Origin of the sequence: Janibacter hoylei PVAS-1 (assembly GCF_000297495.1) — a bacterium.
GTDB classification, from domain to species: domain Bacteria; phylum Actinomycetota; class Actinomycetes; order Actinomycetales; family Dermatophilaceae; genus Janibacter; species Janibacter hoylei.
In genome coordinates this window covers 18,715-40,533 of the sequence record NZ_ALWX01000036.1, presented here as the reverse complement: position 1 = coordinate 40,533, position 21,819 = coordinate 18,715, and the positions used below count along the sequence as shown (strand labels likewise).

The following is a 21,819-nucleotide window of genomic DNA, read 5'->3' as shown; positions in this document are numbered from 1 at the left end:
GGAGGCGGGGGGCGGTGGCTGCGGCGGCGGGTCCGGCCGCGGCGGTCGTCGTCGGAGCGCAGGTCGTCAAGGGCGCGGCCGAATCCGGCCCGAAGGCAGGCAAGGCAGTCGCCGGACAGGCCGAGACCGCCGCCAGCGGCGCCGAAGGCCAAGCCGGTAGCGGCCAGACCGCGCCGTCCAAGACACCGCCCCCGCCGTCCGCACCCCAGCCGCGCACCCCGGCACCGTCCCAGCCAGCGCCGCCGCAAACCGGAAAGGAGTGACCGGCCATGCCCGCCACGACAGATCAGAAAGCGCCGGGCAGTGAGCTGACGCCGGTGAAGTTCTCCCGCCTCACGCGCCGGGGTGTGCTGCTGGGGCTCTCGATCTCACAGCTCATCACCCTCGGCATCGGCGGCCTGAGCGTGCTGGCGGCGTTCTACGGCGGGGCCGGGATGCTGCTGGCCTACACCGCCCCGATCTGGGTGCTCGCCGCGGTGCTGACCTGGGTGCCCGTCGCCGGGCGGCCGATGGTCGAATGGCTCCCCGTCGCCTGCTGGTGGCTGTGGCGCTCCACCGGCGGGCAACTGCTGTACCGGCGGCGGATCGTCACCCCGCGCCCGGCCGGGAACCTCGCCCTGCCCGGCGACATGGCCCGGCTGCGCGAGCATCTGGACCCCGAGACCGGGGCCTGCATGATCCACGACCCCCGCCAGTCCACCCTCACCGTGGTCTGCGAAGTCACCCATCCCGCGTTCGTGCTGCTCGACCCCGGCGAGCAGGAACGCCGGGTCACCTCCTGGGGACGGGTGCTCGCCACGATCTGCCGGTCCGGGCGGATCGCGACCCTGCAGGTCCTGGAGCGGACGCTGCCGGACTCCGGGACCGGACTGGCCGAATGGTGGGCCGAGCACGGCACCGCCGACGACTCCTGGGCCGCGACCACCTACGCCGAGCTGATCGAACGGGCCGGTCCCGCCGGGGAACGGCACGCCACCACGATCAGCCTCTCCCTGGACATGAAGACCGCGGCCCGGCAGATCAGGACCGCCGGCGGCGGCATCCGGGGCGCCGCCGCGGTCCTGCGCCAAGAGATGGCGACCCTAACCGCCGCGCTGCGGTCGGCGGACCTGACCCCGGTCGGGTGGCTCGGCCCCGGCCAGGTCGCGGTGATCCTGCGCTCGGCCTACGACCCGGCCGTCGCCGCCGCACTGGAACGGCACGGGAAGCTCGGGCAAGACCTCGCCACCGCCGGCCCGGTCGCGGTCACCGAGACCTGGGGCAGCCTGCGCACCGACTCGGCCTGGCACACCGTCCTCTGGGTCGCCGAATGGCCCCGGAGCATGGTCTACCCGGGCTTCCTCGCCCCTGTGCTGCTGTCCACCGGCATCCAACGCTCGGTCTCGCTGCTCTACACGCCGATGCGTTCGGATCAGGCCGCCCGCGACATCCGCAAGAAGAAGGTCGAACACCTCTCCGATGCGGCCCAGCGGGCACGGATGGGACAGATCGAGGACGCCGCCCAGACCGCCGAGTACCACGACGTGCTCCAACAGGAAGCCGACCTCACCGCCGGACACGGCGTGCTCCGCGTCTCCGGCCTCATCAGCATCACGGCACCCACCCTCGACGACCTGGAAGCCGCGATCGCCGCGATCGAGCAGTCCGCGATCCAAGCCTCCTGCGAGACCCGCCGGCTCGTCGGCCAGCAAGCCGCAGCCTTCACCGCGGCGGCGCTCCCGCTGTGCCGGATCGTGTGACCGCTGGCCTACCTGGCAGGCGTCGAGACCCTGCACAGATGGAGGCCAGTGATGCCCACGTTCGCCGATCCCGGCCGCGACGCCGCCGAGGCGTCCGAAGCGTTGCGCGGGCTCGCGCACGCCACCCGCAGCTTCGCCGACCCGGCCGACATGTACGCGGTGATCGGTGACCTGCTGGGCGGGGTGCGCTCGCTCCGGCAAGTCCTGGACCAGCTCGCCACCGCCCACCTGAACCAGCAGCATCAGCTGGCCGACGAAGCACGCGACCCGGCCGGCGGTGCGGTCGAGGCGGTGTCGGCGGCCGACGAGCTGCACCGGGCCGGCACGCTCATCGACCGGGCCCACGACCGGCTCAACGCCGCGATGAGTCATTCCGGCCGGATCGTCTGGAACCCACCGACGCAACTCGTTGAACAGTGGGTGGGGGTCGTGTTCCTGCAAGGCGAGGACGCCGACCGGGTTCTCGACCTCATCGACCGTGACGGCGTCGAGGCGGGGATCGAGCATCTGTCCGGCTGGGACTACGGCGACGAGACCACCGACGCCGCCTTGGAGAACGGCGATGTTCACGACCACGGCCCTGTCTGTGCCGGGGATCGGCCGGCCGAGACTGGCGACTATGCGATGACCTACAACCCGCAGGCCGGGCACGTTGCCCTCTACCGGCGGCACCTGATCCCCGCCGACCACGCGACAGACCCGCCCGACGACACCCCCGTCCCACCCTCGGACCGCGAGACCGGGCGCGATACGGCGAGACGGCGCAGCGGAGTCCGGGACGGAAGCTGGTTCGAGCATCCCGGCGTCGCCGCCGTCAAGCAGGCCCGGGGGCTCTCGTGGTGAGCCGGGACGAGAAGCTGCACACCGCCGTCCTCGTCGCACCGGCCTCCGAACGACGGCGGCTGCGAAAGCAGCGGCGACAAGCAGCCGCCCGGCTCGTCGACGAGCAGCGGCAGGCGGAGAAGGCCACGGCCCGCGCGAAGCTGGAGGCTGAGCGTGCCGAACGGCGAGCCACGGTCTACCTGTCCTCGGCCGGCGAGCCAGGGCCAGCCGCGCTCCGTACTCCGGGGAGGTTCCGGCTGCCTCGGCATCAGGACACCAGCGCCGTCTTCGCCGGCCACTACCCGTTCTTGGCCGAAGCTGGTCTCGGGCCGCAGGGGATGTTCATCGGGCAGGATCTCTACTCCGGGTCGTCGTTCGTCTACGACCCGTGGGTGCTGTACCGGCGGGGCATTATCACCGCCCCGAACCTGATCCTGGCCGGGATCGTCGGCTCCGGGAAGTCCTCGCTCGCCAAGAGCCTCTACACGCGCAGCCTGCCGTTCGGCTACCGCGTCTACGTTCCCGGCGACCCCAAAGGCGAGCACACCGGTGTCGCCGAAGCGGTCGGAGGGAAGGCGATCATCCTCGGGCACGGGATGGGCAACAGGCTCAACCCGCTCGATGAGGGCTACCGTCCCGGTGGCCTCTCGGACCGGGAGTGGGCGACCACGCTGGCTGCGCGGCGCCGGGACCTACTGGGCGCGCTCACCGAGACCGTCCTTGCTCGACCGCTCGCGCCGTTGGAACACACCGCGATCGATACCGCCCTGGCCGGCGCGGTGCGCGACACCGAGGTGCCGATTCTGCCGATGGTGGTCGACCGGCTGCTGCGCCCAGACCCGGCCGACGATCCAGACGGCCGACTTGCTGAGGATGGCCGTCAAGTCGGGCACGCGCTGCGGCGGCTCGTCGCTGGTGACCTGGCCGGGCTGTTCGACGGCCCGTCGACGGTGAGGTTCGACCCGACGCTGCCGATGGTCAGCCTGGACCTGTCCCGCGTCACCGAGAACTCCACCTTGATCTCGGTGCTGATGACGTGCTCGTCGGCGTGGATGGAAGCCGCCCTCCTCGATCCGAACGGCGGCCGACGCTGGGTCATCTACGACGAGGCGTGGCGGCTGATGTCGCATCCGGCGCTGCTGCGCCGGATGGACGCGCACTGGCGGCTCGCCCGCCACTACGGCCTGGCGAACCTGCTCGTGTTCCACAAGCTCACCGACCTGGAGAACGTCGGTGACCTCGGCTCAGCGAACCGTGCTCTGGCGAACTCGCTGCTGGCGAACGCGGAGACCCGGATCGTCTACCGGCAAGAGACCGACCAGCTCGGCCCCACCGCCACCGCGCTCGGGCTCACCGGCACCGAGCAACGTCTCCTGCCGGGACTGGGCACCGGGCAAGGGCTCTGGCGCATCAAGGACCGCAGCTTCGTCGTCCAGCACCAACTCCACCCCGCCGAACTGGCCGCGTTCGATACCACTGCCCGCATGAATGGCGATCCATCGCATGCTCTTGAGCCGTGAACGGGACGCCAGGCCTTGGCGGATCGAAGCTGTTCCGGGCATCACCGTCGCTCAGGTGCGAGTCTGGTCGTATGGAACCCTCCATCCGCCTGCACCAGCTCCTTCCCCTGGTCGAGCGGCAGCACGCCGTCATCGAGCAACTACGCGCACGGCATCCGAAGCTCACCACTGCGAACCAGCTCGCCGACCTGGTTGGGATCAGCGCGCGGACCATCGAGCGAGATATCGCCAGGCTCCGACAAGCCGGCATTCCGGTTGAAGTCGTCAGGGGTTCACGAGGCGGTTACCGAGTCGCCGCTCGGGAACAAGCGTGCCAGGTCTCCCTCACGCCCGGCGAGGTGTCCGCCCTGCTGGCGGCACTGGTCGCCATCGGCCCCTACAGTTCCTCAAGCGCACGAAGCGTTTTCGAGAAGCTCACCACCGCACTCTCGCCTGAGACGGTGGCGTAAAACCGTCACAGCCTTGTCGGCATTAGCTCGTATCGTCGAAGTATGAGCATCAGCCACGAACAGATCGACGACTACCTCACCCGCTACGCCGCCACCATGACCGACCTCGACGCCGAGTCCGCGGCCGACCTCTGGACGACGCCAGGCCTGATCGCAGACGACCGGTTCTCCGGGGTCCTCGAATCGCGAGAGGCGATGGTGCAGGGCTTGAAGCAGTCCTACCCGCTCTACCAGAAGCTCGGCCTCCACTCCGTGGGATACGAACTCTTGGATCAGAACCACCTCACCGGCCTACTCGTGCTGATACGAGTGCGGTGGGAGTTCTTCGACGCCGCCGGTGAGTTGCTCACAGACAGCACCGCCTACTACCTGCTTCGCAGCGAGGAAGCAGGCCTCCGCGCGACCGTCTGTGTGCAGACTGACGATGCCGAGAAACTCCAAGCTCTCGCTACATCACGCGGCATCGAGCTGACGCCGCCCAGCGAGTAAGCCGCGCGCGGGCCGAAACGTCAGCATCTCGCGGCTGCCGGTCTGGGCGGGACGAAGGTATCGCTGGTTCACCTCGCCGCTATGAGGAGAGTCGAGCCCGAACCGGTCCCGGTGTCTATTCCGTTCGTCGTGCTCGACGTGCGCGAGGACGGCACCGTGGCCGTCACCGTCGACGGGATACGGCTGGACCCCGAGCCGTTCGCGCCGCCGTGGCGGCGTTCCTCATTCGGGCAGATCATCGACCGTGCCACGGATGACCGGACGACACCGGCGCGGGTCGAGGTCCGCGAGGCAGACGGGACGACCTTCACCGACATCATCGCGGCTCAACGTCGCCGAGCACCCGACCCGACGCCTGACCCCGAGAAGCCAGCCTCGCGGCCGGTATTCCAAACCGTTGAAGGCGACGGGTTCGTTCCCGGCGAGGACATCGCGGTCGCCGTCGTCACCGGGCACACCGACGCGTCCGGTACCGGTACGGCCCGTGCCTGATCGACCCCGGCCGGCTCGGGTCGGATGCTGCGGGCGGGGTTGTGGAGGTGGTGCTGGTCGGCCGTATCTCCGGCGCCACGATCGTCCGGCGGCTGCCATGAACAGTCAGGGTCGGCAGACCGGCTCGTTCGGTGATGAGCTGACCAACGCGGCCATGATCGGACTGGTCGGCCTGTTCGGCATCGCCTTGGTGCTCCGCGGCGCCGGGTCCGTCGCGGCATTCGTCACCGGCACGAGCCAGCCCGCCGGTGGTCCTGCGTCCGGGATCGGTGTGCTGTTCGATCCGGGCGATCCCGCTGGCGCCCTGGACGCGCCCGGCATGAGCCCGGTCGTCTACTGGCTCGTCACGAGCCTCCTGCTCGCCGTGCTCATCACCGGCGGCGTGTGGGTCTGGTCGCGGCTGCGCCGTCACACGCACCGAGTCGAGCAAGACCCGCGCCGGATGGCGGGCATTGCCACGAGGCATGAGGTCGCTGCCGCCGCGTCCGAGAAGGCGCTGCTGCGTCGCGCCGGGAACCTCCGCCCCGGGCTGGATAATCCACGCCCGCAAGATGTCGGCTACCGGCTCGGCGCCTCTAAGGGCACCGGGGTGTGGGCGTCGGTGGAGGACTCGATCATGGTCATCGGCCCGCCCCGCTCCGGGAAGGGCCTGCACCTGGTGATCCCCGCGATCCTCGACGCCCCCGGTGCCGTCGTGGTGACCTCGACCCGGCCGGACAACCTGACCGCGACCCTGCGCGCCCGCAGCCGGGTCGGGCCGGTCGCGATCTTCGACCCGCAACACCTCGCCGAAGGCTTGCCCGCGGGGATGCGGTGGTCACCGATCCGGGGCTGTGAGTCCCCGCAGACCGCGATGATCCGCGCCACCGGGCTCGCCGCCGCCGGAACCGGCCTCTCATCCGGCGGCGTCGACGGCGGCGGGTTCTGGGAGGGCAAGACCCGCGCCGCACTGCAAGCGCTCCTGCACGCCGCCGCGATCGACCACCGCCCACCGGCCGAGCTGTTCCGCTGGACCCTCGACCCGACCGCAGCCGCCGACGCGGTGGCGATCCTGACCGGCTCGACCCGCGCGGCGACCGGATGGGCCGAGTCGCTGGAAGCGATGATCGACTCCGACCCCCGCACCCGCGACTCCATCTGGCAAGGCGTGTCCCTCGCCCTCGGATCGCTCGCCGACCCCCGAGTGCTCGACGCCGTCTCACCCGGCCCCGGTGAAGGATTCGACCCCGAGCACTTCATCCAGAACCGCGGCACCCTGTTTCTCCTGGCCACCGGGTCCGGTGCGGGAGCCAGCGCCGCACTGGTCGCGGCGCTGGTGGAAGACCTCATCGAGACTGCCCGCCGTCTCGCCGCGCGCTCACCCGGTGCGCGGCTCGATCCGCCGATGCTGCTGGCGCTGGATGAGATCGCCAACCTCTCGCCCCTGCCGTCGCTGCCGACGCTGATGGCCGAAGGCGGCGGGTCGGGCATCACGACGATGCCGGTGCTCCAGTCCCTCGCGCAGGCGCGGGACAAGTGGAACGAGCACCAGGCCGGCGCGATCTGGGACGCGTCGATCGTCAAGGTCATCCTCGGCGGCGCTTCCAACAGTCGCGATCTGCAAGACCTCAGCGCCCTGGTCGGGGAACGCGACGAGTACACCGACTCCGTGACGCTGGGTGACCACGGCACCCGCTCCAACCAGCGCTCCGTCCGGCGGGTGCCGATCTTCCCGCCCGACCGCATCCGCCGGCTACCGTTCGGCACCGGGATCGTGCTGCTGCGCTCCGCGCCCCCGATCGTCACCGACCTGCACCCGTGGCCAAAGCGCCCCGACACCACCCAGCTCACCGCCGATCGTGCGCAGATAGAGGCCCTGCTGCGCCGCTCTGACACCTGAGCACACGCCAGTCGCCTCCGCGCCCACCTGCCTGCCATAGAAAGCCCCGGCATGACCGGGGACCGCGAGAGCAGACAGGAGCACACCATGTCCGACGATCCCCGCGACGATGACGCCACCACGGGCGACCTGCCCGGCCCGGAGCTGGACGGCGACGAGGGCTTCGAGGACCCGCTGATCGCGGAGCCGCCGCACCCGATCAACTGGAACCTGCTGAACGCCGACGATGCCGAGGTCGAGTGGCTGGAGCTGAACCGGTGGGTGGACTGGCTGCGGCACACCTACGGTCTGCCCGCCGCGGTGATCCCGCCCGCCTGGTACGCCCACTCTGAGCTGCTGTGGGAGCTGTCCGCGCTGCACCTGCACTGGCTGTGCGCCTACGACCCCGAGCAGAACGGCTCCGCGCCACTGGGCTGGCACCGCGACTTCGCCGACGCCCGCCAGCGGCTGCGCGAATGGGTCGCTGCGTCCGGCACGAAGCTCGACCACGACCGGCCCACCAGGCAGACCGTCTGGCCCGGTGAGGAACCCGCCGACCCGATCCAGGACCTGCCGATCATCGACCGCGACGCCGAGTTCGTGGAGTTCGTCATGGCCGACGTCCAGGCTCGCCGCGACGCCGAGGAAGCGTTCTACCGCACCCTCGACCCCGACACCGGAGAACTGTCATGAGCGACGAAGGGACGCTCGTGGTGTCGCCGCTCATGCACAGCCGCGAGGTCGCGGCGTACTTGAAGGTCTCGGAGTCCACCCTGTCGCGGTGGCGGTCGGCGGGCACGGGGCCGCCGTTCCTGCGCCTGGGCGGGATCGCCCGGTATCGGCTCGACGCCGTGGATCGCTGGCTGGCGGAGCTGGAACACGACCATGCCCCGGAGAGCTGAGCCGCAGCCGACCGCTGAGCCCAAGCCGGTCCCGCCGATTGGTGTGAAGGTCTCCACGGACATGGAGCGCCGCTCCTACGGCATCCGCGCCCGCGCCCGGTGGACGGACCCGACCACCAAGCGCCGGGTGATCCGCTCGGAGATCGTGCGGGACGAAGCGGCCGCGCACGCGTTCTTCGACCAGCTCCGCAACTCCTCGACCAAGGGCATGGACGTGTCCATGACGCTGCTGGAGTTCGTCACCTCCATCGGCGACCGGTGGGCGCGGGGCCTGGACCCGACCTCCACCGGCGAGACCTACGGGTACGGGCTGAAGCTGCGGGTGCTGCCCGCGCTCGGGCATCTGCCGGTCACCCAAATCACCGCGGGGATCATCGACCGCACCATTGATGAGTGGGAACAGCGTCACGGCGCCTCAACTATCAAGAACACTATCGCCCCGCTCGTGCGGGTGCTCGATGAAGCCGTGCGGGACGGGCTGATCCAGATCAACCCCGCGAAGAACCGTGCCAAGCGGAGCCTGAATCGCAACGCCTTCCGCGGCCAGTCCGCCGAACACGCCTCCCCGCGGGCGCACGCGATCCCGGACATGAAGACCCTCAACCGCCTCGCGCGCGCATGCGGGAAGGTGCATCAGTCCTACAGCGACTTCGTGATGCTCGCCGCGCTGCTCGCGGCCCGGTCCTCGGAGGTGTCTGGGTTGCAGGTCGGGGATGTCGACTTCGACAAGAACCTCGTGGTGATCCGCCGGCAGGTGTTCCCCGGCAAGGGTGGCCTGGTCACGAAGCCGACCAAGAGCCGCAAAGAGCGACGCGTGCCGATCCTCGAACCGCTCCGGCCCGTGCTCGAACGCCTCACCGACGGCAAGGAGCCCGCGGACTCGTTGCTGGTCGGTCCGAAGGGCGGCTACCTCACCACTGCGACCGTCCGCGACGCCACGAACTGGGACGGCGTCGTGGCGAAGCTCGGGCTGCCTGACCTCACCCGGCACGGCCTGCGCCACACCGGGGCGACCTGGATGGCCGACGCCGGCATCCCTCTGCACGTCCTCCAAGACATCCTCGGGCACGCCTCGCTGGAGACCACCCGCGGCTACCTGCACCCCGACGACCGCCACCTCGCCTCCGCCGCTGAGCAGGCCAACGCCTTCCTCTCTGCCGCGGGGCAGCGTCGCCATGCGCGCCAGAGTCAGCCGCCCAAGCGCGGCATCTAGCTCCGCGATCGGGCTGGACTCGGGGCAAACCGATGCAGGCGGCAATGCTGGACGTGAACGACGGTGGCCTGTGTTATGCCGGGCTTGTGAGCTGGATGAGGTTTCCGCAGGTGTCGTCCAATACGGCGGTGACGACAGGCCCCATCGGTGTCGGTTCTTGCGTGAATCGGACGCCGCCAGCAACAAGCTGCGCATAGGTCGCGGCCACATCGTCAACGGCGAAGGAGGCTGCCGGGATGCCGTCGGCGACGAGTGCGGCTGTATAGGCGTTGGCCGCAGGGTGCTGATTGGGCTCCAGCAGCAGCTCGGGGCCGTCGGGTGCGTCAGGTCCGACCACGGTCAGCCAGCGGAACTCGCCCAGTGGCACGTCGTTCTTGGGGACGAAGCCGAGCTTGTCGGTGTAGAAGGCGAGTGCCTTGGCCTGGTCGTCAACGAAGACGCTCGTGACGTTGATTCGGATGCTCATGAGTCATTCCTTCGGTTCGGTGAGCCAGCGTTCGGTGATCTCCCGCAGCGGCTCGGTGTGCAGGGAGAGGAGTTTCGTCCGCCCAGAACGTTGCGAGCTGACAAGTCCCGCTTCTTCCAAGACGGTCAGATGCTGGGAGATCGCCTGCCTGGACGACGCAATGCCATGCCGCATCGCCAGCCGGCCGCACAACTCGAACAAGCTCTGCCCATCGCGCTCGGAGAGCTCATCGAGGATGAGGCGCCTGGTCGGATCGGCGAGTGCTTGGTAGATGTCTCCCACGCCTCCACAGTAGGCAAGTGGCTACTTGCATATCAAGCCTCGGTTCACGCGAGCCGCTCTCGCCCGCGTCCGAGAGAAGCGGGGACTACCGAGTCCTCACGTCCATCCGATAACAGCCGGGCAGGGGGGCGAATGAGGCCGGGAATCGTTCTGGTCCCCTTTTGGTCCCCTTATCCACAGGGAAGGGGTCTCGGAGGGCCCATCTATCCACAGGCAGCCCGAGCGTGCGCGGGTCCAGGGGGACCAGAGGGGGACCAACAAAAACCCTCCCAAGACATGACGAAGCCCCGGCGAGAAACATGCTCTCACCAGGGCTTTTACGTCGGGATGACAGTGTGCTGGCTCAGGACATCGGAATTGGGTGTCTCAGGACATTGGAATGAGGGGTGTCTCAGGACATTGGAATAGGGGTGTCTCACGACATTGGGATGGATGTGGTCCTGATGCTGGGGCATGTCGAAACGTCGTCTTGTGATCACCGCGGTCCTGGCCGGTCAGTCGCAGTCCGAGGTCGCCCGCACTTATGGCGTCTCTCAGGGCTGGATCAGCAAGTTGATGGCCCGCTACCGCGCCGTGGGCGAGCAGGCCTTCGAGCCGCGTTCCCGTCGACCCAACACCTTCACCACCGCCACCCCGCAGGCCACGGTCGACCTCGTGCTGCAGCTACGTGACCAGCTGAGCACGCGAGGCCTGGACGCCGGCGCCGAGACCATCGGCTGGCACCTGCGTCACCACCACGACGTCACGACCTCCCGGGCCACGATCAACCGCATCCTCACTCGAGCAGGACGCGTGGTGCCCGAGCCGAAGAAGCGCCCGAAATCCTCCTACATCCGCTTCGAGGCCGAGCAACCCAACGAGACCTGGCAGTCCGACTTCACGCACTACCGTCTGACCACCGGCCGCGACGTGGAGATCCTCACCTGGCTCGACGACCACTCCCGCTACGCGCTGCACATCAGCGCCCACACCCGGGTCACCGGCCCGATCGTGCTGGCCGCATTCCAAGCCACGACCGACGAGCACGGTTGCCCCGCAAGCACGCTGACCGACAACGGGATGGTCTTCACCACCCGACTGGCCGGCGGCCGCGGCGGCAAGAACGCCCTCGAGACCCACCTGGCCGCCCTGGGCGTGACCCAGAAGAACTCCCGACCCGCGCACCCCACGACGTGCGGCAAGGTCGAGCGCTTCCAGCAGACGATGAAGAAGTGGCTGCGTGCCCAACCCGAACAACCCGCCACGGTCCAGGCCCTGCACACCCTGATCGACGACTTCCGCGACGAGTACAACAACCGGCGACCCCACCGATCCCTGCCGCACCGCGCCACCCCCGCCACCGCGTACACCGCCCGCCCCAAAGCCGCCCCCCGGCGCCCCGACCGGTACCCACGAGCGCGTCCGGACCGACAAGATCGACAAATCTGGCGTCGTCACCCTGCGAAACCACGGGCGACTGCACCACATCGGAGTCGGCCGACCCTACGCCGGAACCTACGTCCTGCTCCTGGTCCAAGACCTCGAGATCCGCATCATCAACGCCGCCACCGGCGAACTCCTGCGCGAGCTGACCCTCGACCCCACCCGCGACTACCAACCCACCGGCCGAAAACCCGGCCCACAAAAGCAATAGCCGGACCTACAAAATCGTAGGTCCGGCTATGCCGATGTCCTGAGACATCACATACGTCGGGATGACAGGATTTGAACCTGCGACCCCCTGACCCCCAGTCAGGTGCGCTACCAAGCTGCGCCACATCCCGTTATTCAATTTTTGAGCCAACCAGGAGGGGTAAACCCCTTGACCCCCAGTCAAGTGCGCTACCAAACTGCGCCACAGCCCGTGGCCGCTCCCGCAGGAGCGAACGTCACTTTAACCCACTCCCACGGCCGTGGCCGAATCGGGTCCACCGGCGGGTCGCTCCCTTCGCTCCGGCCCACCACACCACGTCAACTGGCAGGATCAGGAGGCATGGACCCGAGCCTCCCGACGTCGTGGACGCCGTCCATGACGCACGACCTGTGGGTCGGTATCGGAGTCCTGACCGCCGGCGGAGTCCTCGCCCTGGAGAAATGGCGCCGGGGGGTGTCCGACGAGCGGATCTGGGCGCTCGTCGCCCTCGCGGTCGGCTTCGGCGCCGTCGGCGCCCGCCTCGGCACGTGGCTCCAGCACCTCCAGCCCAGCGCCAACGACCCGCTCGCGGTGCACTGGCTCTACGGCAACCGGAGCATCCTCGGCGGGCTCGCCTTCGCGTACGTCGCGGTGCTCGTCGGCAAGCGGCTGCTGCGGATGCAGTGGCGCACGGGCGCCCTCTTCGCGCCCGCCGTGGCTGCGGGCATGGCCGTGGGTCGCGTGGGGTGCCTGCTCACCGAGCCACCCGGGACCGCCACGGACGTGCCGTGGGCGGTCACGGTCACCTCCACCGCCGACGCCGCAGCCTGGGGTGTCCCTCTCGGCACCCGGCTCCACCCGTCCTTCGCCTACGAGATCGCCTTCCACCTGCTGGCTCTGCTCGCCATCTGGATCTGCCGGGACAGGCTCGCCGACGCGGCCGATCTCTTCACCCTCTACATCACGGGGTACGCACTCTTCCGCTTCGGTGTCGAGGCCGTCCGTGGCAACGAGGTGGCGTGGCTGGGCCTGACCCGGCCCCAGCTCTTCCTCGCGGCCACCCTCCCCCCTCCTCATCTGGCGCAGCGCCGTCGCGGTGCGCCGTCAACCCCAAGGAGTCGAGCATGGTCCAGCCCCCGCCATCGGGTAGCCCCTACCCCGCTCCCCCACGCACCGGGCTCGGCATGGGCGCGGGCGCCGGCATCGGCGCGCTCGTCGGCCTCCTCGGACCCGTCGTCATCGCGCTGCTCACCTGGGGTGTCAGCAGCGTCGTGCCCGGGCCCGCCGGGGACGGAGCCTGGCTGGTGGTCCTCGGTGTCATCGCCACCCCGGTGATCCTGCTCCTGGCTGGCTGCGTGCTGATGATCCCGGACCGCCTGCGCGGCTGGGGCGTGGCCTGCCTGGTGGCCGGCGGCCTGTGGCTCATCTCGAGCGCCGGCGTCTGCACCGCCCTGGTCTTCGGCTTCGCCCAGATGTACCAGAACGACTCGAGCGGGGTCCTGCTGTGACGCCTCGCCCCGCCGCGCAGCCCGATGCCGGACCGGGTCGTCCTCTGCGCGGCGACCGGATCCATCGCTACGTCAACGCCTTCTGCCCCACCTGCCACGAGGAGTCGCTCGACGCCGACCTGACCGAGGTACGCCGGCTCAGCGGTTGGCTCGCCGAGCGCGACGGGCGCATCTGGCTCGAGCGGGGCTGCCCCGACCACGGGCTCGTGCGCACCCTCTACGACGAGGACCCGCAGATCCTGTCCTACCTCGAGGAGTGGACCGCCCCCACCAAGTCGCACGTCCCCGACCTCTCCGGCAACTTCGACCCGGTACCGGCGGCCTACCTCGACGGCCTGCCCGAGATGCAGACCCAGCACACGTGCATCCTCCTCGAGGACGTCACCGAGCACTGCAACCTGCGTTGCCCGACGTGCTTCGCCGACTCCGCTCCTGCGCTCACCGGCGTCGCGAGCGTCGAGGAGGTGCTGGCCAATGTCGACGCCCGCCTCGCCCGGGAGGACGGCCGGCTCGACGTGCTCATGCTCTCCGGTGGTGAGCCCACGCTCTACCCCGACCTCGAGCGGCTCCTCGACGAGCTCGTCGCGCGGCCCGTGGTGCGGATCCTCATCAACACCAACGGTCTGACCGTCGCCCGCGACGACGCCCTCGTCGCGCTGCTGCGCCGGCACCGGCAGCGCGTCGAGATCTACCTCCAGTACGACGGATCGAGCGCCGAGGCCTCGCTGCACCACCGTGGCGGCGATCTGCGGGCCCACAAGGACCGTGCGATCTCCCGCCTGAGCGAGGCCGGGGTCTTCACCACCCTGACGATGACCGCCGAGCTCGGGGTCAACGACGACGAGATCGGGCACGTCATCACCCGCTCGCTGGAGACCCCCTTCGTCTGCGGGGTCTCGATCCAGCCGATCTTCGGCTCCGGCCGATCCGGTGCGATCGACGCCACCGACCGGCTGACGCACACCGGTGTCCTGGCCCGGATGGGGCCCCAGACGGAGGGACTCGTGACGTGGCGCGACCTCACGGCACTGCCGTGCAGTCACCCGCACTGCGCGTCGGTCGGCTATCTGCTGCGGGACGACTCCGACACCTGGCGATCGCTCACCGCCATCGTCGGGCACGACCAGCTCAAGCAGTGGCTCGACCTCGCGCCGGAGAGCTTCGCCAACCGGATCACCGACCAGGCCATCCCCGAGCAGATGCGCGCGGTCGTCAAGGACGCCGTGCTCGGCCTGCTGAGCGAGCAGACCTCTCTCTCCCACCCGCAGGTCGGCGACCTGTGGAAGGCCGTCTGCCAGACCTGCGACCTCGGCCTGTCGACCCTGACGACGCTCGTCACGTCACGACTGCCGGGTCAGCACGAGCGACTGCGTCGCCTCATGGGCGAGCGGGTCAAGCGGATCAGCGTCAAGCCCTTCATGGACATCAACACGATGATCGAGGAGCGGCTGACGCAGTGCTGTGTCCACGTCGGCACCCGGGGGACGAAGGGAGAGCAGTGCGCACCCTTCTGCGCCGTCCAGGCGTGGGCGCCGCTGGCCCGGCAGAAGGTCGGCGCGGGCGCCCGCCGTCAGCTGCCGGTCAGTGCGGTCTGACGACTCCGCCGAGGCGGCGTCGCGACCACCTCAGCGGCGCCGGCCGCGTCGCTCGCGCACCCGCACGCTGATCTCGATGGGCGTGCCCTCGAAGCCGAACTCCTCACGCAGCCGCCGCTCGAGGAAGCGCCGGTAGCCAGCCTCGATGAAGCCCGAAGCGAAGATGACGAAGCGCGGCGGACGGGTGGACGCCTGGGTGGCGAAGAGGATGCGGGGCTGCTTGCCGCCGCGCACCGGGTGCGGGTGCGACGAGGCGATCTCGCCGAGCACCGCGTTGAGCCGCGACGTGGGCACGCGGCGGTCCCACGACTCCAGCGCCGTGTCGAGCGCGGGGGTCAGCCGGTCGACGTGGCGGCCGGTCTGGGCCGAGAGGTTCACGCGCGGGGCCCACGTGACCTGCACGAGATCGCGCTCGATCTCGCGCTCGAGGTAGAAGCGTCGCTCCTCGTCGAGCAGGTCCCACTTGTTGTACCCGATGACGAGCGCCCGACCGGCCTCGACGACCTGGCTGATGATGCGCAGGTCCTGCTCCGTGATCGGCTCGTGCGTGTCGATGAGCACGACGGCGACCTCGGCCTTCTCGAGCGCGGCCTGCGTGCGGAGCGAGGCGTAGAAGTCGGCGCCTCGGGTCTGGTGGACCCGCCGACGGATACCGGCGGTGTCGACGAAGCGCCACTGCCGACCACCGACCTCGACGAGCTCGTCGACCGGGTCGCGGGTCGTCCCGGCGACGTTGTCCACCACGACCCGCTCCTCGCCCGCGAGCTTGTTGAGCAGGCTGGACTTGCCGACATTGGGGCGGCCGATGAGCGCGACCCGGCGGGGACCCCCTTCGGGCACCGCGCCACCACGAGCGGAGACCTCGGGCAGCACGTCGAGGACGGCGTCGAGCGCGTCCCCGCTCCCCCGGCCGTGCAGCGCGGAGACCGGATGGGGCTCGCCGAGCCCGAGGTTCCACAGCGCGGCCGCGTCCGGCTCGAAGCGCTGGTCGTCCACCTTGTTGGCGACGAGCACGACCGGCTTGCCGGACGCGCGCAGCAGCTTGACGACGGCCTCGTCGTCGTCCGTGGCACCGACGACCGCGTCGACGACGAAGACGACGACGTCGGCCATGTCGATGGCGACCTCGGCCTGCTCGGCGACACGCAGGTGGATGCCCTGGGCGCCGATCTCCCAGCCACCGGTGTCGAGCAGGGTGAATCGGCGGCCCGACCACTCCGCGTCGTAGGCGACCCGGTCGCGGGTCACGCCGGGCGTGTCCTCGACGACGGCCTCACGACGGCGCAGCACACGGTTGACGAAGGTCGACTTGCCGACATTGGGCCGTCCGACGATGGCGACGACCGGCAGCGGTCCGGCCGCGACCTCGTCGGCCTCCGGCTGGAAGCCGTCGATGATCGCCCGGTCCTCGGCCGTCAGCTCGAAGTCCTCGAGCCCGGCACGCAGCACCCGCTCGACGCCCTCGGCGTGCGCCGCGTCATCCGTCCCGGTGGGGTCGGTGGGTTCAGGGGTGGTGTTCAACGGTGCTCCTGGAGAGTTGGTGGTGTCGCCCATTGTCGCAGCCACCGGCCGGTGGCGGCTGGTGGTCGGGGCGGGTCAGCGACCGCGCGCGGCATCGACGAGCGACATCACCGCGTCGATCGATCCTGCGAAGTCGAGGTCCGAGGTGTCGACGACGGTCACGCCGTCGGCCGCCTCGGTGAACTGCGAGACGGTCGAGTCGTCACGGTCGCGACGGACGACCTGGTCGCGGGTCGCCGCGATGGAGGCCTCGTCGGTGGCGCCGTGAACCTCGAGCGAGCGACGGCGCAGGCGCGCCTCCTCACTGGCGGTGAGCAGGATCCGCACGGCGGCGTCCGGGGCGATGACCGTCGTGACGTCCCGCCCTTCGGCGACGCAGGCCCCGTGCCGGGCGGCGATGTCGTCGATGAGCGCACGCTGCCGACGCTGCATCTCCACGCGCACGTCCGGGACCGTGGCGACGGTCGAGACCAGCGAGGAGATCTCGCTCGTGCGGATGTCCGCTGCGACGTCCGTGCCGTCGACGGTGACGCTGGGTGCCTGCGGGTCGTCACCGATGTCGAGCGGCAGAGCGACGGCGGCTGCGGTGATGGCCGCGGCGTCACCGAGGTCGACCTCGGTGTGCCGGCACCACCACGTGAGGGCCCGGTACATGGCGCCCGTGTCGAGGTAGCCGGCACCGAGCCGCGTCGCGACCGCACGGGAGACGCTGGACTTGCCGGAGCCCGAGGGGCCGTCGATGGCGATGACGAAGGGGGCGGGCTGGCTGGTCACGAGGGCCCAGCCTAGTCGCCCGTCAGGAGTGCAGCTGCCACCCTCGCGTCGTGAGGGCCTCGGTGAGCGGACCGGCTGCGGCCGGGAGCACGGAGACCTCCGCCAGACCGAAGGGCAGGCCCAGCCCGTGGTCGAGGCGCAGGTCCTCCATGTTGACCCCCGCGTCACCGATGTCGGTGAGGAGTCGGGCGACCTCGCCGGGGCGGTCGTCGACGACCACGCTGACGACGGCGTAGGTGGCGGGCGGCGCACCGTGCTTGCCGGGGATGCGGGCGTGACCGGCATTGCCGTCGGCGATGGCGCGGGCCAGCACGGCCCGCGCCCCCGGGGCATCGGCCACGTCGTCCTCGTCGGCGCCGAGGGCCTCGAGCGCGGCGACGAGCTCACCGAGGTCGTCCCGCACGGAGCGCAGGACGTCGGCGACCGCGAGTGCATTGCCGGAGAGGATCTGGGTCCACAGCCCGGGGTCGCTGGCCGCGATGCGCGTGACGTCACGCACGCCCTGACCGGCGAGGCCGACGGCTTCGTCACTCAGGTGCTCGAGGCGGGCGGCGACGAGAGACGCCGCCACCTGGGGCACGTGGGAGACCGCGGCCACGGCAGCGTCGTGCTCGGCCGGGCTGAGCGTCGTGACCGCGGCACCCGTCGCGCGGGCCACCGCAGCGACGAGCTCGGTCGCGGCGGGGTCGCTGCCCGGGTGCGGGCAGAGCACCCAGGCGCGCCCGGTGAAGAGGTCACCGCGGGCGCTGATGGCCCCCGAGCGCTCGCGGCCGGCCATGGGGTGGCTGCCGACGTAGCGGTCGATGGGCACGCCGGCACGGGAGACGTCGGCGAGGACCACCTGCTTGACCGAGGCGACGTCGGTGACCACGGCGTCGGGCCAGCGCTCGAGGGCACGGAGCACCAGCCGCGGGGAGACGTCGGGTGGCGCGGCGACGACCACGACCCCCGGGGCCACCTCCCCGCTGATCCGGCCGGCGCCGAGGTCGCGGGCCAGGGCGGCCGAGGTCTCCGACTGGTCCTCGAGGCTGACGTCGACCCCGACCGCGGTCAGGGCGAGCCCGATGCTCGTCCCGATGAGCCCGGTGCCGATGACGTGCACCGGAGGGAGTGCTGTGGCTGCCCCCTTCGCCTCGTCGGCCGTGGTCACAGCCCGGCAGCCTTGTACAGGTCGCTGATCTCCTGCCGGCTGAGGTTGCGCCACCGGCCCGACTTCGTCGTGCCGAGCGTGATCGGGCCGACCTGGGTCCGCACGAGCGAGAGGACCGGGTGGCCCACGTGGTCGAGCATGCGGCGGACGATGTGCTTGCGCCCCTCGTGGAGGATGACCTCGACGATCGCCTTGCCCGGCCGGGAGTCGACGACCTTGAAGGAGTCGACCCGCACCGGACCGTCCTCGAGCTCGACCCCGTCGCGCAGCCGCTTGCCGAGGTCCTTGGGCACGGGGCCGGGGATCTCCGCGATGTAGGTCTTGAGCACGCCGTGGGCGGGGTGCTGGAGGCGGTGCGCGAGGTCGCCGTCGTTGGTGAGGATGAGCAGGCCCTCGGTGTCGGCGTCCAGCCGCCCGACGTGGAAGAGCCGCTCGGGTCGCCCGGCGACGTAGTCGCCGATGCTCACCCGGCCCAGCTCGTCGGACATCGTCGTGACCACACCGGTGGGCTTGTTGAAGGCGAGGTAGACGCGCGACTCGTCGAGGTGCACCCGCTCGCCGTCGACGTGGACGGTCTGCCGCAGCGGGTCGACGCGCACGCCGAGCTCACGCACGACCTGTCCGTCGACCTCGACGCGCCCCTCGCTGATGAGCAGCTCGCAGGCGCGGCGGGAGCCGATGCCCGCCGCGGCGAGCACCTTCTGCAGGCGGGTGCCCTGGGGGTCGTGGACGTCGATCGTGGGTGCCTGCGGGGGCTCGGGGGCCAGCTGCGGCTGTCCCTGCCGGCTGCGGCCGCTCGTGCCGCGGTCGGGCTGCGGGCGCCGGCCGGGTCGGGGCGGCTTCTTGGGTCCCTTGCCGCGGGGTGCACCCTGCGGTCCTCCGGGGCGACGGTTCTGGGGCGGGGTCATGGGCGGGCCTCATTCACGAGTTCGTCGAGCACTGCGGCATCGGGCAGGTAGGGGGCGATCGGCGGGAGGTCGTCGAGCGTGTTCAGACCCATCCGCTCGAGGAAGTACGGGGTCGTCCCGTAGAGCGTCGCATTGGACTCCTCGTCCTTGGTGACCTCGACGATGAGGCCGCGGGTGAGGAGGGTGCGCACGACACCGTCGACGTTGACCCCGCGGATCGCGCCGATGCGCGCCCGCGAGATCGGCTGCCGGTAGGCGATGACGGCGAGGGTCTCGAGGGAGGCGGTCGTCAGGCGGGACTGCTGACCGTCCAGGACGAAGCGCTCGACGACCGGGGCGTAGGCGTGGTGGCTGTAGAAGCGCCATCCTCCCCCCACGTTGCGCACGGTGAAGCCGTGCCGGCCGTCGGCGTAGGCCTCCTCGAGGGCGCCGAGGTGCTCTCGGATCTCCTCGACGGGCAGCTCGAGAGCCGACGACAGCGCGTGGTCGGTGACGGGCTCCTCGACGATCATCAGCACGGCCTCGATGGCGCCGCGGGCGCCGCCGGGCAGGTCTCCGACGTCGAAGGCGACCTGCACGTCGTCCCCCTCCGGCACGCCCGCCGGTGGGGCGGTCGCGGCGGAGGGTGAGGGTGTCGGCTCACTCATCGGGCATCTCCTCCTCGGACGAAGGGGGCGGTGCCTCCCCTTCGTCGAACTCGGCACCGACGTCCACGGTGCCCTCCTGGCTACCGGTCCAGCTGACCTCGAGGTCGCCGAGGGCCTCGGGCTGGTCGAGCGCGACCTGCTTGTCGCGGAAGAGCTCGAGCAGCGCGAGGAAGCGGGCCACGACGACGAGCGTCGAGTCCGCGTCCTGCACGAGCGTGCGGAAGGAGAGCGTGCCCTCCGACCGCAGCCGGTCGACGACGAGGGCCGCCTGCTCGCGGACGCTGACGGCGGGTGCGTGCAGGTGGGTCAGGCCGACGGTCTCGGGCTCCTTGGGGGTGAGCGCCCGGGCGGCGACCATGGCCAGCTGCTCGGGCGTCACGCTGATGACCAGCTCCGGGAGGAGCGAGGCGAGGTGGGGCTCGAGACCGGCTTGGCGTGGCGTCATCCGGCCGGTCGTCGCGAGCGTCTCGCCGAAGCGCGCGGCCACGTCCTTGAAGGCGCGGTACTGCAGCAGGCGGGCGAAGAGCAGGTCACGGGCCTCGATGAGCTCGAGGTCCTCCTCGTCACCATCACCCGTGTTGGGCAGCAGGCGCGATGCCTTGATGTCGAGCAGCGTGGCCGCGACGAGGAGGAACTCGCTCGTCTGACCCAGGTCCCATGACGGCTCGCTAGCCTGAAGCGCGCGCAGGTGCACCATGAACTCGTCGGTGACCTTGGCCAACGCGATCTCGGTGATGTCCAGCTGGTGCTTGCTGATCAGCCCCAGGAGCAGGTCGAAGGGCCCCTCGAAGTTGTCGAGATGGACGGTGAAGGCCTGCTCCGCACCCCGCTTGGTGATGACACCGCCGGGGACGGCGACGTCGGGGTCCGGCGCGTGGGACTCGGTGGCCTCGGGGGCCGTAGTGGCCGGTGGGGCCTCCACGGGTATCAGGGAGCGCCGCCGCGCGAGATCAGCTCGCGGGCCAGCTGCCGGTAGGCGTTGGCCCCCGAGTGACCGGTGGCGTAGGTGGTGATCGGCTCGGCCGCGAGCGTGGCGTCGGGGAACTTCACCGTGCGGGAGATGACGGTGTGGAAGACCTTGTCCCCGAAGTGGTCGACGACCGACCCGACGACCTCGCGGCTGTGCAGGGTACGGCCGTCGTACATCGTCGCGAGGATGCCGTCGACGGTCAGGCCGGGGTTGAGCCGATCGGTGATCTTGTCGATGGTCTCGACGAGCAGCGCGACACCTCGCATGGCGAAGTACTCGGTCTCGAGCGGGATGATCACGCCGTGGGCGGCCGTGAGGGCGTTGACGGTCAGCAGGCCGAGAGAGGGCTGGCAGTCGATGAGGACGACGTCGTAGTCGTCGAGGACGGGCCGGAGCACGCGGGCGAGGATCTGCTCTCGGGCGACCTCGCCGACGAGCTGGACCTCGGCCGCGGACAGGTCGATGTTGGCCGGGGCGACGTCGAGCCCCGGCACGGAGGTGTGCTGGATGATCTCGGTGATCTCGTGGCCGCGGGAGACGAGCAGGTCGTAGATCGTCGTGTCGAGGGTGTGCGTCGGCACGCCCCAGCCCCACGGAGAGGGCGCCCTGCGGGTCGAAGTCGACGAGCAGGACCCGTCGACCGGCCTCCGCGAGAGCGGCGCCGAGGTTGATGGTGGTCGTCGTCTTGCCGACGCCGCCCTTCTGGTTGCACATCGCGATGATGCGGGCGGGGCCGTGCGATGCCAGGGGCTCGGGCTCCGGGAAGGAGGGCATGGGTCGGCCGGTCGGACCGTACTGGGTCAGGTCGTGCTCGAGGTCGAGCGGCGGCGTCACCTCTGATGCCACAGTCGGATCACTCCATCGTCGTGGGTCGGTCAGCCTCTCGCTGATCAGCGATGACC

Annotated in this window: 21 protein-coding genes, 2 tRNA genes and 3 pseudogenes; 15 read left to right on the top strand and 11 right to left on the bottom strand. The window is 70.4% G+C overall.

What is annotated here, in order from left to right; all coding sequences use genetic code 11:
• The 11 genes and pseudogenes from B277_RS19030 to B277_RS08035 form a co-directional block, all read left to right on the top strand.
• Window positions 1–263 (top strand): annotated as a pseudogene (locus B277_RS19030) (conjugal transfer protein TrbL); the annotation flags it as partial.
• 6 nt (window positions 264–269) lie between these two features.
• Window positions 270–1,739 (top strand): SCO6880 family protein, encoded by a 1,470-nt coding sequence (locus tag B277_RS08080; protein WP_040881164.1) that lies wholly within the window; start codon window positions 270–272, stop codon window positions 1,737–1,739.
• Between the two features lie 51 nt (window positions 1,740–1,790).
• Complete coding sequence (locus B277_RS08075; protein WP_007927131.1) at window positions 1,791–2,582, top strand: hypothetical protein; 792 nt, start codon at window positions 1,791–1,793, stop codon at window positions 2,580–2,582.
• Window positions 2,576–4,081, top strand: a complete 1,506-nt coding sequence (locus B277_RS08070; RefSeq protein ID WP_007927129.1) for a hypothetical protein — start codon at window positions 2,576–2,578, stop codon at window positions 4,079–4,081. The genes B277_RS08075 and B277_RS08070 overlap by 7 nt, the downstream gene beginning before the upstream one ends.
• A gap of 71 nt (window positions 4,082–4,152) precedes the next feature.
• A complete protein-coding gene (locus B277_RS08065; protein ID WP_007927127.1) occupies window positions 4,153–4,530 on the top strand; it encodes a helix-turn-helix transcriptional regulator in 378 nt (125 codons plus the stop codon).
• 42 nt (window positions 4,531–4,572) lie between these two features.
• Entirely contained in the window at window positions 4,573–5,019 is a 447-nt protein-coding gene (locus B277_RS08060) for a hypothetical protein (RefSeq protein WP_007927125.1), read from the top strand.
• Between the two features lie 129 nt (window positions 5,020–5,148).
• Window positions 5,149–5,511, top strand: a complete 363-nt coding sequence (locus B277_RS08055; RefSeq protein WP_338009748.1) for a hypothetical protein — start codon at window positions 5,149–5,151, stop codon at window positions 5,509–5,511.
• Window positions 5,512–5,608: 97 nt separating this feature from the next.
• Window positions 5,609–7,390 carry a TraM recognition domain-containing protein gene (locus B277_RS08050; RefSeq protein ID WP_007927120.1) on the top strand — a complete coding sequence of 594 codons (1,782 nt, stop codon included), beginning with the start codon at window positions 5,609–5,611 and terminating at the stop codon, window positions 7,388–7,390.
• A gap of 87 nt (window positions 7,391–7,477) precedes the next feature.
• Complete coding sequence (locus B277_RS08045) at window positions 7,478–8,062, top strand: hypothetical protein (RefSeq protein WP_007927118.1); 585 nt, start codon at window positions 7,478–7,480, stop codon at window positions 8,060–8,062.
• Complete coding sequence (locus B277_RS08040) at window positions 8,059–8,271, top strand: helix-turn-helix transcriptional regulator (protein WP_007927110.1); 213 nt, start codon at window positions 8,059–8,061, stop codon at window positions 8,269–8,271. The genes B277_RS08045 and B277_RS08040 overlap by 4 nt, the downstream gene beginning before the upstream one ends.
• A gap of 61 nt (window positions 8,272–8,332) precedes the next feature.
• Window positions 8,333–9,484 carry a tyrosine-type recombinase/integrase gene (locus B277_RS08035; RefSeq protein WP_007927108.1) on the top strand — a complete coding sequence of 384 codons (1,152 nt, stop codon included), beginning with the start codon at window positions 8,333–8,335 and terminating at the stop codon, window positions 9,482–9,484.
• 73 nt (window positions 9,485–9,557) lie between these two features.
• Here the strand turns inward: B277_RS08035 and B277_RS08030 are convergent, their stop codons facing one another.
• Complete coding sequence (locus B277_RS08030; RefSeq protein WP_007927100.1) at window positions 9,558–9,950, bottom strand: VOC family protein; 393 nt, start codon at window positions 9,948–9,950, stop codon at window positions 9,558–9,560.
• Between the two features lie 3 nt (window positions 9,951–9,953).
• Window positions 9,954–10,232, bottom strand: coding sequence for an ArsR/SmtB family transcription factor (locus tag B277_RS08025; protein ID WP_007927099.1), 279 nt, complete (start codon window positions 10,230–10,232; stop codon window positions 9,954–9,956).
• A gap of 453 nt (window positions 10,233–10,685) precedes the next feature.
• On the opposite strand from B277_RS08025, the pseudogene B277_RS16800 reads away from it, so the two are divergent.
• Window positions 10,686–11,865 (top strand): annotated as a pseudogene (locus tag B277_RS16800) (DDE-type integrase/transposase/recombinase).
• A 56-nt stretch (window positions 11,866–11,921) separates the two neighbouring features.
• On the opposite strand, the gene B277_RS08015 reads toward B277_RS16800, so the two are convergent.
• Window positions 11,922–11,995: transfer RNA gene (locus B277_RS08015), tRNA-Pro, on the bottom strand.
• Window positions 11,996–12,006: 11 nt separating this feature from the next.
• A tRNA-Pro gene (locus B277_RS17460) sits at window positions 12,007–12,076 on the bottom strand.
• Between the two features lie 128 nt (window positions 12,077–12,204).
• On the opposite strand from B277_RS17460, the gene B277_RS08010 reads away from it, so the two are divergent.
• The 3 genes from B277_RS08010 to B277_RS08000 are packed head-to-tail and all read left to right on the top strand — an operon-like array spanning window position 12,205 to window position 14,947.
• Window positions 12,205–13,179: a prolipoprotein diacylglyceryl transferase gene (locus B277_RS08010; RefSeq protein ID WP_007927097.1), complete on the top strand. Its 975-nt coding sequence runs from the start codon at window positions 12,205–12,207 to the stop codon at window positions 13,177–13,179.
• Window positions 13,149–13,352: a hypothetical protein gene (locus tag B277_RS08005; RefSeq protein ID WP_007927096.1), complete on the top strand. Its 204-nt coding sequence runs from the start codon at window positions 13,149–13,151 to the stop codon at window positions 13,350–13,352. The genes B277_RS08010 and B277_RS08005 overlap by 31 nt, the downstream gene beginning before the upstream one ends.
• Window positions 13,349–14,947 (top strand): radical SAM protein, encoded by a 1,599-nt coding sequence (locus B277_RS08000; protein ID WP_007927085.1) that lies wholly within the window; start codon window positions 13,349–13,351, stop codon window positions 14,945–14,947. The genes B277_RS08005 and B277_RS08000 overlap by 4 nt, the downstream gene beginning before the upstream one ends.
• Window positions 14,948–14,977: 30 nt before the next feature.
• On the opposite strand, the gene der is transcribed toward B277_RS08000, so the two are convergent.
• The 7 genes and pseudogenes from der to B277_RS07965 form a co-directional block, all read right to left on the bottom strand.
• Window positions 14,978–16,501 (bottom strand): ribosome biogenesis GTPase Der, encoded by a 1,524-nt coding sequence (gene der / locus B277_RS07995; protein WP_040881157.1) that lies wholly within the window; start codon window positions 16,499–16,501, stop codon window positions 14,978–14,980.
• A 42-nt stretch (window positions 16,502–16,543) separates the two neighbouring features.
• Window positions 16,544–17,242: a (d)CMP kinase gene (gene cmk, locus B277_RS07990; protein ID WP_007927081.1), complete on the bottom strand. Its 699-nt coding sequence runs from the start codon at window positions 17,240–17,242 to the stop codon at window positions 16,544–16,546.
• Window positions 17,243–17,264: 22 nt separating this feature from the next.
• The gene (locus B277_RS07985; RefSeq protein ID WP_083853695.1) at window positions 17,265–18,392 is read right to left on the bottom strand and encodes a prephenate dehydrogenase; all 1,128 of its coding nucleotides are present in this window, start codon (window positions 18,390–18,392) and stop codon (window positions 17,265–17,267) included.
• Window positions 18,389–19,300 (bottom strand): pseudouridine synthase, encoded by a 912-nt coding sequence (locus tag B277_RS07980; RefSeq protein WP_007927076.1) that lies wholly within the window; start codon window positions 19,298–19,300, stop codon window positions 18,389–18,391. Before B277_RS07980 ends, B277_RS07985 begins: the two co-directional genes overlap by 4 nt.
• Window positions 19,297–19,947 (bottom strand): SMC-Scp complex subunit ScpB, encoded by a 651-nt coding sequence (gene scpB / locus B277_RS07975; RefSeq protein ID WP_007927074.1) that lies wholly within the window; start codon window positions 19,945–19,947, stop codon window positions 19,297–19,299. The genes B277_RS07980 and scpB overlap by 4 nt, the downstream gene beginning before the upstream one ends.
• The gene (locus B277_RS07970; RefSeq protein ID WP_007927073.1) at window positions 19,940–20,869 is read right to left on the bottom strand and encodes a segregation and condensation protein A; all 930 of its coding nucleotides are present in this window, start codon (window positions 20,867–20,869) and stop codon (window positions 19,940–19,942) included. Before B277_RS07970 ends, scpB begins: the two co-directional genes overlap by 8 nt.
• A gap of 5 nt (window positions 20,870–20,874) precedes the next feature.
• A pseudogene (locus B277_RS07965) lies at window positions 20,875–21,763 on the bottom strand (ParA family protein).
• Between the last annotated feature and the right edge of the window lie 56 nt (window positions 21,764–21,819).